This window comes from Cytobacillus purgationiresistens (genome assembly GCF_030813235.1).
Classification (GTDB): Bacteria; Bacillota; Bacilli; order Bacillales; family Cytobacillaceae; genus Cytobacillus; species Cytobacillus purgationiresistens.
In genome coordinates this window covers 88,923-101,049 of the sequence record NZ_JAUSUB010000006.1, presented here as the reverse complement: position 1 = coordinate 101,049, position 12,127 = coordinate 88,923, and the positions used below count along the sequence as shown (strand labels likewise).

Below are 12,127 nucleotides of genomic sequence, written 5' to 3'. Positions count from 1 at the left end.
ATGTACGGGATCTATAGTACAGTTTCTAAAAAATTCGTATTTGGCATAAGAGAGCTTTCTAAAAGCAAAGCGAGAAAAGCTTTAGAGAATAAGATTGGTAAAGATTCGCGCAAATGGCGCTTTGAAGTACGAAAATATAAAAACCAAAGGAGAAATGAACAAATGACAAGTCAAACAAATTCTAGCCGTATCGTAACAGGTGAAGTACGTTTTTCATATGTGAACCTTTTAAAACCTCGTGAGAATCAATATGGTGGAGAGCCAAAGTACAGCACAACTATCCTTGTACCTAAATCTGACACAGCAACAAAAGCACGCATCGACGCAGCAATTGAAGCAGCTAAGCAGTATGGGAAATCAAAAGTGTGGAATGGTGTCATCCCTCCAGTTATTGCTATTCCTGTCTATGATGGTGATGGAGTTAAGCCGAGTGATGGCATGCCGTTTGGTGAAGAGTGTAAAGGTCATTGGGTTTTCTCGGCATCTTCTAAGTTAGACCAACCACCTAAAATTGTAGATGTAAATGCTAATCCAGTCATCGATCCAACTGAAGTTTATTCGGGGATGTACGGACGAATTGCTATTAACTTCGCACCGTATGCTCAAGCTGGTAAAAAAGGTATCGGGGCATATATCAGCACGAATGTACAAAAAACACGAGATGGGGATCCTTTAGGTTCATCTGCGCCAGCTGCATCTGACGATTTTGGTGGGGGGGCGCCGCAACAGCAATATGCTCCACAGCAGCCACCACAACAAAATTACGGTCAACAACAGCAATATCAACCGCAGCAAGGATTTGGTCAACCACAGCAACAACAATACCAAGCACCACCACAGTATGGTCAACCTCAACAGGGTTTCGGTCAACCACAGCAACAACCTCAGATTGATCCTATCACTGGCCAGCCAATTAACGGTGGCGTAATGGGGATATGATTCGCTCGTTAAATATTGACATTGAGACATATAGCAGTGTAGACATCAAGAAATCAGGACTGTACAAATACGTACAGTCTCCTGATTTCGAAGTATTATTGTTCGCTTATTCTGTAAATGGTGGGCAGACAAAAATAGTGGATGTTGCTCAAAGATGGAGTTTGCCGAGGGAAATACTTCAAGCATTATTTGATCCAAAAGTAACTAAGCATGCCTATAATGCTGCCTTTGAATGGTATTGTTTATCGAAACATTTCGGTAAAGACCCTCTAACTTGGTTAGATCAGTGGCACTGCACAATGTTTCATGGGCTCTACTGTGGTTACACTGCAGGGTTAGGACCGACAGCTGTTGCACTTGGATTACCTCAAGACAAACGTAAATTAACAACTGGTAACGCTTTGATTAAACTATTTTGTACTCCTACAAAGCCGACAAATAAAAATGGACATCGCACTAGAACTTTACCTCATCATGAGCCAGAAAAGTGGGAATTGTTTATAGACTACTGTGTCCAAGACGTTGATGTGGAAAAGGCTATACATCATAAACTGATCAATTTTCCTGTTCCTGCAGTTGAGCAAAAGATGTGGGAGATTGATCAAATGATAAATGTAAAAGGTGTTGCGGTAGATCAACAGTTAATTGACGGAGCACTCTACATAAATGATTATGCAACAGCTCAATTGACGGACGAAGCAAAAAGCATCACTGGTCTTGCAAACCCAAACAGTGCAGCCCAACTGACAAAATGGTTGTCATCGAAAAATGTAGAAGTTGAAAACCTACAAAAAGAGACTGTATTCAATCTCGTTGAGACAACAGAGGGTGATGTAAAAAGGGCGTTAGAGATACGCCAGGAGTTATCCAAAACAAGCGTTAAAAAGTATCAAGCTATGGTATCAGCCGTTTGCGAGGACGGCAGAGTAAGAGGACTCTTGCAGTTTTACGGTGCAAACCGTACAGGCAGATGGGCGGGTCGTTTGGTTCAAGTTCAGAATCTTCCAAGAAACTACCTAGAAACACTTGGTAATGCTCGTGAACTTGTAAGAGAGAAAAAGATCAATGCGTTAAGGCTGATATATGGCAACGTGCCCGATACTTTATCTCAACTTATTCGTACAGCGTTTGTAGCTGCAGAGGGTAACCACTTAATCATATCTGACTTTAGTGCAATCGAGGCTCGTGTAATTGCTTGGCTTGCTGGAGAACAATGGAGATTAGATGTGTTTAACACACATGGCAGAATATACGAGGCATCAGCATCACAGATGTTTGGAGTGCCGATTGAGTTAATTAAGAAAGGTAATCCAGAATATGAGCTACGTCAAAAAGGGAAAGTATCTGAGTTAGCTTTGGGGTATCAGGGCGGGCCCGGAGCGCTTATAAGTATGGGTGCCTTAAACATGGGACTAGCTGAGGAGGAACTGCCGGATATCGTAAGACGGTGGAGGACTTCAAACAGAAGAATAGTGGATTTATGGTACTCCATTGAAAATGCAGCATTATCGGTTTTGCGTACTGGTCAACCTGCAGGTGTGAAAGGTCTTTTATTAGCAACGGAAAGTGATATTCAGAATGGTCTTAACTTTTTAACTGTGCAGCTGCCAAGCGGTCGCAAATTGTATTATGTTAAACCATTCCTAGCTGAAAATGACTTTGGCAAGGAAGCAATCCATTATTGGGGCATGAATCAAACATCAAAGAAGTGGGAAAAGATTTCCTCATACGGTGGAAAACTTGTGGAGAACATTGTTCAAGCTATCGCCAGGGACTGCCTTGCAGAGACGTTAAGGAAATTGTACATGCTTGGGATACTCCCTGTTATGCATATTCATGATGAGGTTGTACTGGATGAACCTGAAAGTGTTTCGCTAGGCATGATCACATCGATTATGGGGCAAGAGATTGTATGGGCACCTGGGCTGCCGTTAAAAGGTGATGGATTCACTACTCGATATTACATGAAAGATTAATTGAGAAACTGTCTAAGCGATATGTAAATCAGGAGGAATATAACATGCTTAAAAAATATTTAGAGAAAAGACAAAGAGAACGAGTAAAAAGAATGGAGGACAAGGTATCAAGTCTTTCAGATAAAGAGTTGAAAATTTGGTTTCAACATGCAGATTTAAACAATGAAACAAATTTACTTCATGTTATATACGAAGAACTATCTAATCGTGGTTTTACACATATGAGAGATTTTTAACGCTACACAGCAGATTGATAGTTATGCAGATAAACATTTAAGCAAAACATTAATTAGGGGAGGAAATAAGGATGAATACAGTAATTATTAAATTTGGACAAGGTACTAAGGCTTGGAAGGATATGCAGAATATAGTGAATAATTTAGGGAAACAAGGGTATTCCATTGAACCTTACGAGGAAATTGGAACTGTGAAATTAACTAAGGAAATTCATGATGATGAATAAATTAAGCAAAATGTTTCCTCACGAAGGGGTGAACTGCATTGAGCAGTAAAGTAGAAAAATTGTTAAATAGAGCAGGGTTTTGGGAAACCAAGGCGAAGCTGGCTGAAGCTAAAGGGGATTATGGCAGGGTGGGGAATTTCAGAACAAAAGCGTTTCAACTTGCAGCCGAAGCCCGTCGAATTGAAGAAAAAGCAAACAAAGCTAATTAGGGGAACTTAATGATAGATGTATTTCAAAAAAAGAAAAGCCCATACGGTGGCTTTTCTTTCAAGGAAGGTGATATGTGAAGGAATATAATCCATACATCGTATGTACGGGTTAGTATGTTTGATAGGACAAGTACATTAGTTTCTTTTGAAAATGAGAAAAGAGCCCATTCAGGCTCTAAACTCTTGGCGAAAGTAATCACTCTTCAAACGTTTAGGGTTGTTGGAGCAAGACTTTAGATAACACAAGGAGAATTATCATCTTTCCCAACAATTTTATTATATTTCTAAAAAACAAAAGTATGCATGAGTTTTGATATACAGGATAGGCAAAATGTTAATTAGGGAGTAGTCATGGATTATGAGCGTATGTGGATAAATATGAAATCTTCATATGAACAACTAAAAAAGAGCCTATTCAGGCTCTAATAAAGGGGGTCCAGAAGGTATTGGGCAAGGCAGTTTAACGTAGCCCAATTCGGAAGAGTATTCCCAATCCTTACCCAATAAAATTTATTGTACCCTAGGAATTTGATTTTATACGTAACAACTTAATTTATTTTGTTTTAAAACTTTTACGGTGTTGGTGCAAGAAGTGAAATCAAGTGAGTGAAAGAATAAACTCCTTGCCCAACAGTTCTATTATATGGATTAAAAATGAAATTATACAAAATGATAAGCCAGTAAATTAGGAGGTATTTACATGAAAGAAGTAATTAAGAAATGCCCTCGAGTGTGGACATCACAGCGCAGTGCATTGGAATAGATCATTTTGCGCGGATTGCTTAGCCAAATTATTAAGTGAAAAAGTGAAGGAGGATTCTAATAGTGAGAAGCACATTAGGAGATCTTAACAATCATTTATTTGCTCAGTTAGAGAGATTAAGTGATGAAGAGATAGTTGGTGAGAGATTAACAGAAGAAATTGAACGTGCAAAAGCAGTTACAAGGGTAGCAAAGCAAATCATTTCAAACGGCTCACTTGTGTTACAGGCTCAAAAGTTTCATACGGAATACAAGTCAAAGGATCTTCAAAAGCCTAAAATGCTGGAGGGGTAACATGAGACTTTTAACGGACAAGCAGCATGCGTACCTTATAAGCATTGCCGAAGGAAGAACAACAAATGAAATTGCAAAAATGATTAATGATAAATTTAGTCTGGTCATTACCTCACGGCAGATTCGAAATTATAAAAAGAATCATGGTCTTAAAAGCAATATATCCACAACATTCAAAAAAGGCAGCATCCCTGCAAATAAAGGTAAAAAGGGATTATACAATGTTGGAGGGAATCGTACTTCTTTTAAGCCAGGTCAAAAAGCGCGTAATTATAAACCAATCGGAAGCGAGAGGACTGATCGTGACGGTTATGTTTTGATAAAAGTCCAAGATGACGGACCTTGGCATAAGCGTTGGAGACTTAAACACACAGTAGTTTGGGAAGAAGTGAACGGCCCAGTACCTAATAGTCATTGTCTTATTTTCTTGGATCAAGACAAGCAGAATATTTCTTTGGATAACTTGCAGCTAATTACAAGAAGTCAGCTTGCTCGTTTAAATCAAAATAATCTAATTTCTGACGATCCCGATATCACCAAGACAGGTATTATTATGGCGGAGATCTATTCGAAAATAGGGGAACGTAAGAAATCACATGAAGCAAACTACGGAAGCAGTGATTGTTGATGGCGAGGAAGCGTAAACGGTCGCCTCGTTGGATGTTGTTAGTTCGTAGGGAAGAAGGACAACTTGTTTATTTGTACGAGCCCTTAAAGAAATATGAATTGCTGTCTCGGGTAAGGGATGGCTGGAAATTAATCAATTAAAGGAGGCAGATGAATCAATGAATTTAACCAAAGTTGTTATTGATGATGTGGCTAAAGAACGGGTACGGCAGAATCAAAAATGGGGAGTGCAGAGGCGCTCCGATGGTGATTGGCTTAAAATTCTTATTGAAGAAGTCGGAGAAGTTGCTCAAGCTATGCAGAACGGTAGGGAATGGAGTAAAGAGTCCGACGCATCTGACCTATATAATGAATTAATTCAAACTGCTGCAGTTGCAGTTGAAATAGCTGAACAAATTAAAGAGGAACGAATAGTAAACAATGAAATGTCCTGAATGTAGCAGTCCTAACTTGAGAATTACAGATAGCCGTTATTATGAGGTCGGATTACTAAGTAACAGTAAAAAACGTAAACGGGTGTGTGGGGAATGCTCCCACTCGTTTACATCCTTCGAGCTTTGTTATTCGAAGAAAGAAATTGAAAAAGTGTTAATAGCTCTAGATCAAAAAAGAACGAAAGCACACTGGACAAATGATGAAGATAAAACCTTAGTTGATTTATATAACAAGAGATACAGCCTTAGTTCAATTGCTGCTAACTTAGGAAGAACATACGAAGCAGTTCGAAAAAGAGTCATGATATTAGGCTTAGGAGGTAAGTGAAATGACAGAAAAAGAGCGATTAAGCTTCTTATTATCCTATCATCGAAATTTATCACTGCAGTTTACCGCGGTTCATACGGATTTTGAACGGAGGAAGCTTGGAGATGCATTAGGCAAGCTTGAAGAAGAAATTGAAGCGTTATTGTTTGTTGCTTAGGAAGGAGTCGTTATGGTGATTAAAGCTTTAAAAGAATTAGGCTCCCTAACGGGTATGCAGGAAATAAAGAAGCAAGCGGAACAAATTATCCAGCTTCACAGAATCTCAAAATTAAGGAAAAATCACGGACTGAAAAATCAATCTCAGTCACTTCATATGGTCTTTACAGGTAATCCTGGTACAGGAAAAACCACTGCAGCAAGGTTAGTGGGGAAAGCTTTTGCGGCTGCAGGGATTCTTAAAATCCCAAAAGGTAGTGATGAAATACCTTTCGTTGAAATTCATCATGCAGATGTAACTAGTAAATATGTTGGCGATGCTGAGAAAACAATTGTTGAAAAGTTCAAACAAGCAAGAGGCGGGGTTGTTTTTATAGATGAAGCATATGCCTTTACGCCCTCAAAAGACTCAGAAAAAGGCAGTGGTGAAAAGGTAGTAGCTGCAATGGTACAGATGTTGGAGGATATGAGGGACGAAGTACTTGTTATTGCTGCTGGTTACTCTCAAGAAATGGACCATTTTTTAGACTCGAATCCTGGATTGCGATCAAGGTTTTCGTCTTCTGTTCACTTTCCTGATTACTCAGTTCCAGACATGATTCAGATTGCTCAATCGATGTTGATAGATCGTGATTATTATCCAAACAATCAGTATCTTGGGGTGTTGTCCAACAGGTTATGGACAGATAAGGACAAGAAGGGGTTTGGAAACGGCAGAACTGTTAGGAATATTATTGAGGAATCTATTAGACTTCATTCCGTTAGGGTTTCTCAAATTCCTTCCCCTTCCAAAAATGACTTAACAGTATTAACAAATTTAGATATCAAGTTGCCACATCAAGAGGTTTTATCGGAAAAGGACATGCTGTATAAAGCGTTAAATCAGATACAAGGGAGATTATTAGATTTAGAACTGAAAGAACTTATTACAAAGAACTCGTAAGGTGGTTGTGCCATGCAATATGACAGAAAAATATCCATATCATCAGCTGGTAGTCGCAAGGCAACTCTTTGGCCAGCGCAGACGCTTTATTGGTCTGAGCTAGTTGAAAGGCTACGCACAGCAGTGCGTGGCACAGAAACACTAGAAGAATATTTCAAAATGCCTAAGAAACAGCAAGATGATCTAAAAGATGTTGGTGGCTTTGTTGGTGGCACGTTAGCTGGCAACCGCCGTAAGGCATCGAACGTGATTGACCGGGATATCATTACGCTTGATCTCGATAATATACCTGCAGGTGGCACAGCAGAGGTATTAAAGAAGCTAGAGGGGTTAGGTTGCTCTTACGTAGTTTATTCAACTCGTAAGCATCATGAGGGGGAACCGAGGTTACGTGTTATTGCACCTCTTAGTCGCACAGCTTCGCCTGATGAGTATGAGCCGTTATCACGTAAACTTGCATCAATTATTGGTATGTCTCTGGCTGATCCAACAACTTTTGAAGCGTCAAGGCTTATGTATTGGCCAAGTTGTTCGGCTGATAGTCAATACGTTTTTTATTACGGCGATAAACCCTTTCTTGATACTGATGGCTTGCTCTCTATGTACGGTGACTGGCGGAATATTAATGAGTGGCCAGAGGTGCCGGGTGCTGGTCAAACACATAAAAAGATGGCAGCCAAGCAGGGGAATCCTCTTGATAAGCGCGGAGTCGTTGGGGCGTTTTGTCGTCAATATGACATCCATTCAGCTATCGCGACATTTTTACCTAGTTTGTATGAGCCGACAGATGATGGCCGTTATACGTACTTAGGTGGCTCAACCGTAGGGGGAGCAGTTATCTATGATGATGGGCTTTTCCTATATTCTCATCATGCAACGGATCCCTGTAGTGCTCGATTAGTTAATGCGTTTGACCTGGTGCGCTTGCATAAGTACGGAGAGTTAGACGATGAGGCAAAGCCGGAAACACCGGTAAATAAACTACCTTCCTTTACACAGATGGCCGGCTTTGCACTGAATGATGCAGGAGTGGCAGCCATCTTAAATCAAGAACGGTATGAGCAAGCTGTACAGGATTTTGGTGATTCACCTGCAGATGCCACTCCGCCAGCTGATAATGATGTGAGTTGGATTCAAAAGTTGAAGATTAGTCCTACAACAGGACAACCTCAGAAAACGATTGAAAATATCCTAATTACTCTTGAAGGAGATTCACACTTAAAAGGCCGCATTAAGCTGGATGAATTCGCAGATTCAATTATAGGGGTTGCACCTATGCCTTGGGCTCCTCGTAGCAATGAAACTGGTGATTTTCGTTGGACTGAAAAAGATGACTCGGGCCTAATTATTTATCTTGAAAAGGTATTGGGCTTTCAATCCAAAGATAAACTTATGCATGCATTGAACCAGTGTGCAGCGAAATACGCTTTTAACCCTGTAAGAGATTATCTTAATACTTTACAGTGGGATGGTGTGAAACGGTTAGATACTTTATTTATTGATTATATGGGGGCAGCAGACATGCCGTATACAAGAGCTGTTACACGTAAATCGTTCACTGCTGCAGTGGCAAGAGCGATGACTCCTGGTGTTAAATACGATTCCATGCCTGTTTTAACTGGTCCGCAGGGTTGGGGTAAGACAACTCTAATACAAAAGATGGGCCGATCGTGGTTTACAAACAGCATTGAGAGTTTCGAAGGTAAAGAAGCAGCTGAACTTTTACAAGGTGTGTGGCTTGTAGAAATAGGGGAAATGAGCGCTTATAACAAGAGTGATGTCAATACCATTAAAGGATTCTTAAGCCGAACAGAAGACCAATATAGAGCTGCCTATGCACGTAAAACAGAAAAGCATCAAAGGAAATGTGTTTTCTTTGGCACCAGTAATAGAAGTGACTATTTAAAAGATCCGACAGGTGGCAGACGGTTTTGGCCAATAGATGTAGGAGTGCAACAACCTAATAAAAGTGTATTTGTCCATTTAGATGAAGAAGTGAATCACTTATGGGCAGAGGCAGTGATGAATTGGCGGCTGGGCGAGAGTCTGTTTTTAACTGGAGAGCTTGCAGAAGAGGCAAAGCGTCAACAGGAGAGCCATGCTGAACAAGATCCACGTGAAAGTATTATAAGAGATTTTGTAGAGAGAAAGGTACCAATTGAGTGGCAGAAGAAAGATTTAGGTACAAGGAAGATTTATTGGTCTGGGGAGTTTGGAAACTCAGAAACACAAGTAGAAGACCGAGATCGTGTGTGTGCTGCAGAAGTATGGGTGGAGTGTTTAGGCGGGGATATAAGGTTTATGAAACGACAAGATACTATGGCAATTAACGATGTTTTGGAGCAAATGGATGGATGGAAAAAGCAGAAAAATCCATATAGGTTCGGTCCATATGGAAAAGTAAGAGGTGGATATTTGAAGGCTTAAAAAGTGTCTACCTTCTTGTCTACTTTGCACTGATTTTGTCTACCTTGTAAAAATTGGAAGTGTCTACCGTGTCTACTTTGAAAATGGAGAAAGTAGACACCAAAGTAGACAGGTTAAACCCTTGGGGTATCTACATTTATTATATATTGTCTACCTTGTCTACTTTAAATATATAAGAATATAAAAATAGGTAGTATAGAGAGAATATAACATTACCTAATATACCTAATTAGCCTGATTTTAATACACATACACATATATACAAGATAAAGTTGACAGCATCCTATCGGAGGTTTGGATTATGCGAGAAAAAGACATAGAGGAGTATTTACGAAAGAAGGTTAAATCAGCAGGTGGCAAAGCTTATAAATTTGAATCACCGGGAAACGATGGTGTGCCAGATAGAATAGTGATTTTCCCGAACAATAAGATTTATTTTATCGAATTAAAGGCGCCTGGTAAGAAGCCAAGACCATTACAATTAAAACAGATTCGAGATTTACAAAGTTTTGGATGTAGAACCGATGTACTGGATAGCAAGGAACAGGTTGATAACTTTGTAGAGATGGTGAAAGAACGTGAAGTTTAAACCTCATAATTACCAAATGTACAACATCAATCGAATTTTATCGGATCCTTTTCTAGCATTGTGGTTGGATATGGGGTTAGGGAAAACGGTCATTACATTAACGGCAATAAACGATTTAAAATATAACCGGTTTGAGGTGAATAAGGTACTTGTCATTGCACCTAAGAAGGTGGCACAAGGTACCTGGACGAATGAAGCAAAGAAATGGGATCATCTGCAGCTGTTGCGATTTTCTATCGTGTTAGGATCCCAAACAAAACGAATCAAGGCTTTAAATACACCGGCTGACGTTTATATTATCAATCGAGAAAACATTCCTTGGCTGGTAGATTACTACCGAAATTCATGGCCGTTCGATATGGTTGTGATAGACGAATCGAGTAGTTTTAAGAATCACCAATCGAAAAGATTCAAATCCTTAAAAGGGATTCGGCCACATATCAAAAGACAAGTGCAGTTGACTGGTACACCTTCACCAAATGGCCTTCTTGATATCTGGGCACAGATTTATTTATTAGACGGAGGATATCGATTAGGTAAGACAATCGGCGGGTTCCGAGAGAGATATTTTGAACCGGATCAACGAAATCGAGATAGAGTATTTTCTTATGCGCCAAAAGATGGTGCTGACAATAGGATTCATAGCTTAATCGGGGATATTGTAGTTAGTATGAAGGCTGAGGATTATATCGAGCTTCCAGCTGTTACTTATAATTCTGTACCTGTTGTTTTAGATGATAAAGCAAGAAGGGCTTACGAAAAGCTAGAAAAGGAAATGCTTCTTGAAGTGGATGAAACAGAGATTACTGCAGCATCTGCAGCTGTATTAGGAAACAAGTTACTGCAGTTATGTAATGGAGCTGTTTATGACGAAGATAGAAATATTGCGGAGATACACAATAATAAAATAGAGTCATTTCTGGAATTAATCGAAGCCTTAAACGGATCACCGGCATTAGTATTCTATAATTTCCAACATGATAAAAGCCGAATTCAGAAGGCATTAGAAAAATCGAATTTAAGGATCAGGGAATTAAAAACTCCACAGGACGAATTGGATTGGAACAATAAACAGATTGATGTTCTGTTAGCACATCCGGCATCTGCAGGCTACGGATTGAATCTGCAGCAAGGTGGGAATCACATTATCTGGTTCGGACTTAACTGGAACCTGGAACTCTACCAACAAGCAAACGCACGATTGGCAAGACAAGGACAGAAGGAGAAAGTGTTCATTCACCGGTTAACGGTCCAAAGTGGAATGGACGAAAATGTAGAAGATGCTTTGAAAGGTAAAGCATCAACACAAGAAAGTCTATTGTCTGCACTGAAAGCAAGAATTGAAAAAGTTAAAGAGGGGGCTTAACAGATGCAGCTTACAGAAAAACAGTTGAAAATAATCACAGATGTAGCTTCACAGAATGCCATTAAAGCCTATCGGGAATATACGGAACAACAGCAACAGGATAAGCACGATAGGCGGTTACGGAACATAAAATTACTTCTTCGGAATTACCGTAAATTTGTAAAACACTGTGACGATGTAGAAGCAGATATAAAAAATCTGAAGGAAAAACTAGATCTTGCTGATCTCGACACGGATGAATTTAGAATTCAATCCATTATGAGGAGTAAAAAACGTACATTAGCAATGATCGAGTACATTGACAAAGCATTAAGGGTTTACGAATCCATGTGCCAAGAATCAGGAGATCCGGAAGATATAAGGCGTTATAAAGTAGTGTATGATTTATATATTTCAAAGGATAAAGTTCTGGCAAAAGATATAGCCTCAAGGCACTTCGTGCATCATCGAACGATTTATAAAGACATTGACAGTGCATGCAAAACCTTGTCAGTATTGATGTTCGGCATTGATGGGGTTAAGTTTAGGTGAAGGCATAAGCCGGGCAGTTCATATGCACTTTAAAGGTGATATAATGATAACGTGAAATAAATATAGATACATGTAAAAGCACT

At 39.6% G+C, this 12,127-nt stretch carries 14 protein-coding genes and 1 pseudogene; all 15 read left to right on the top strand.

Annotation, left to right across the window (positions count from 1 at the left end):
- Positions 1-939 (top strand): DUF2815 family protein, encoded by a 939-nt coding sequence (locus J2S17_RS08950; protein WP_307473969.1) that lies wholly within the window; start codon positions 1-3, stop codon positions 937-939.
- The gene (locus J2S17_RS08945) at positions 939-2,915 is read left to right on the top strand and encodes a DNA polymerase (protein ID WP_307474226.1); all 1,977 of its coding nucleotides are present in this window, start codon (positions 939-941) and stop codon (positions 2,913-2,915) included. Before J2S17_RS08950 ends, J2S17_RS08945 begins: the two co-directional genes overlap by 1 nt.
- Before the next feature lie 44 nt (positions 2,916-2,959).
- The gene (locus J2S17_RS08940; RefSeq protein ID WP_307473967.1) at positions 2,960-3,151 is read left to right on the top strand and encodes a hypothetical protein; all 192 of its coding nucleotides are present in this window, start codon (positions 2,960-2,962) and stop codon (positions 3,149-3,151) included.
- A gap of 71 nt (positions 3,152-3,222) precedes the next feature.
- Positions 3,223-3,372, top strand: a pseudogene (locus tag J2S17_RS08935) (DUF8088 domain-containing protein); the annotation flags it as partial.
- 44 nt (positions 3,373-3,416) lie between these two features.
- Positions 3,417-3,587 carry a hypothetical protein gene (locus tag J2S17_RS08930; RefSeq protein ID WP_307473965.1) on the top strand — a complete coding sequence of 57 codons (171 nt, stop codon included), beginning with the start codon at positions 3,417-3,419 and terminating at the stop codon, positions 3,585-3,587.
- Positions 3,588-4,412: 825 nt separating this feature from the next.
- A complete protein-coding gene (locus J2S17_RS08925) occupies positions 4,413-4,643 on the top strand; it encodes a hypothetical protein (RefSeq protein WP_307473963.1) in 231 nt (76 codons plus the stop codon).
- A gap of 1 nt (position 4,644) precedes the next feature.
- Positions 4,645-5,271: an HNH endonuclease gene (locus J2S17_RS08920; RefSeq protein ID WP_307473961.1), complete on the top strand. Its 627-nt coding sequence runs from the start codon at positions 4,645-4,647 to the stop codon at positions 5,269-5,271.
- A 157-nt stretch (positions 5,272-5,428) separates the two neighbouring features.
- Positions 5,429-5,704, top strand: coding sequence for a nucleoside triphosphate pyrophosphohydrolase family protein (locus J2S17_RS08915; RefSeq protein WP_307473958.1), 276 nt, complete (start codon positions 5,429-5,431; stop codon positions 5,702-5,704).
- 16 nt (positions 5,705-5,720) lie between these two features.
- Entirely contained in the window at positions 5,721-6,032 is a 312-nt protein-coding gene (locus J2S17_RS08910) for a hypothetical protein (protein WP_307473956.1), read from the top strand.
- Between the two features lies 1 nt (position 6,033).
- Positions 6,034-6,189 (top strand): hypothetical protein, encoded by a 156-nt coding sequence (locus J2S17_RS08905; RefSeq protein WP_307473955.1) that lies wholly within the window; start codon positions 6,034-6,036, stop codon positions 6,187-6,189.
- A 15-nt stretch (positions 6,190-6,204) separates the two neighbouring features.
- A complete protein-coding gene (locus J2S17_RS08900; RefSeq protein ID WP_307473953.1) occupies positions 6,205-7,131 on the top strand; it encodes an AAA family ATPase in 927 nt (308 codons plus the stop codon).
- A 12-nt stretch (positions 7,132-7,143) separates the two neighbouring features.
- Positions 7,144-9,558 carry a virulence-associated E family protein gene (locus J2S17_RS08895; RefSeq protein ID WP_307473951.1) on the top strand — a complete coding sequence of 805 codons (2,415 nt, stop codon included), beginning with the start codon at positions 7,144-7,146 and terminating at the stop codon, positions 9,556-9,558.
- Positions 9,559-9,859: 301 nt separating this feature from the next.
- Positions 9,860-10,147: a VRR-NUC domain-containing protein gene (locus tag J2S17_RS08890; protein WP_307473949.1), complete on the top strand. Its 288-nt coding sequence runs from the start codon at positions 9,860-9,862 to the stop codon at positions 10,145-10,147.
- The gene (locus J2S17_RS08885) at positions 10,137-11,513 is read left to right on the top strand and encodes a DEAD/DEAH box helicase family protein (RefSeq protein WP_307473947.1); all 1,377 of its coding nucleotides are present in this window, start codon (positions 10,137-10,139) and stop codon (positions 11,511-11,513) included. Before J2S17_RS08890 ends, J2S17_RS08885 begins: the two co-directional genes overlap by 11 nt.
- Positions 11,514-11,516: 3 nt before the next feature.
- Positions 11,517-12,044 (top strand): hypothetical protein, encoded by a 528-nt coding sequence (locus J2S17_RS08880; RefSeq protein WP_307473945.1) that lies wholly within the window; start codon positions 11,517-11,519, stop codon positions 12,042-12,044.
- The last annotated feature ends 83 nt before the right edge of the window (positions 12,045-12,127 follow it).

Excerpts from the sequence above, each read along its gene's own strand:
- J2S17_RS08940 (WP_307473967.1), top strand. The coding sequence starts at position 2,960 with ATGCTTAAAAAATATTTAGAGAAAAGACAAAGAGAACGAGTAAAAAGA.
- J2S17_RS08950 (WP_307473969.1), top strand. The coding sequence starts at position 1 with ATGTACGGGATCTATAGTACAGTTTCTAAAAAATTCGTATTTGGCATA.
- J2S17_RS08895 (WP_307473951.1), top strand. The coding sequence starts at position 7,144 with ATGCAATATGACAGAAAAATATCCATATCATCAGCTGGTAGTCGCAAG.
- J2S17_RS08905 (WP_307473955.1), top strand. The coding sequence starts at position 6,034 with ATGACAGAAAAAGAGCGATTAAGCTTCTTATTATCCTATCATCGAAAT.
- J2S17_RS08920 (WP_307473961.1), top strand. The coding sequence starts at position 4,645 with ATGAGACTTTTAACGGACAAGCAGCATGCGTACCTTATAAGCATTGCC.
- J2S17_RS08915 (WP_307473958.1), top strand. The coding sequence starts at position 5,429 with ATGAATTTAACCAAAGTTGTTATTGATGATGTGGCTAAAGAACGGGTA.
- J2S17_RS08880 (WP_307473945.1), top strand. The coding sequence starts at position 11,517 with ATGCAGCTTACAGAAAAACAGTTGAAAATAATCACAGATGTAGCTTCA.
- J2S17_RS08890 (WP_307473949.1), top strand. The coding sequence starts at position 9,860 with ATGCGAGAAAAAGACATAGAGGAGTATTTACGAAAGAAGGTTAAATCA.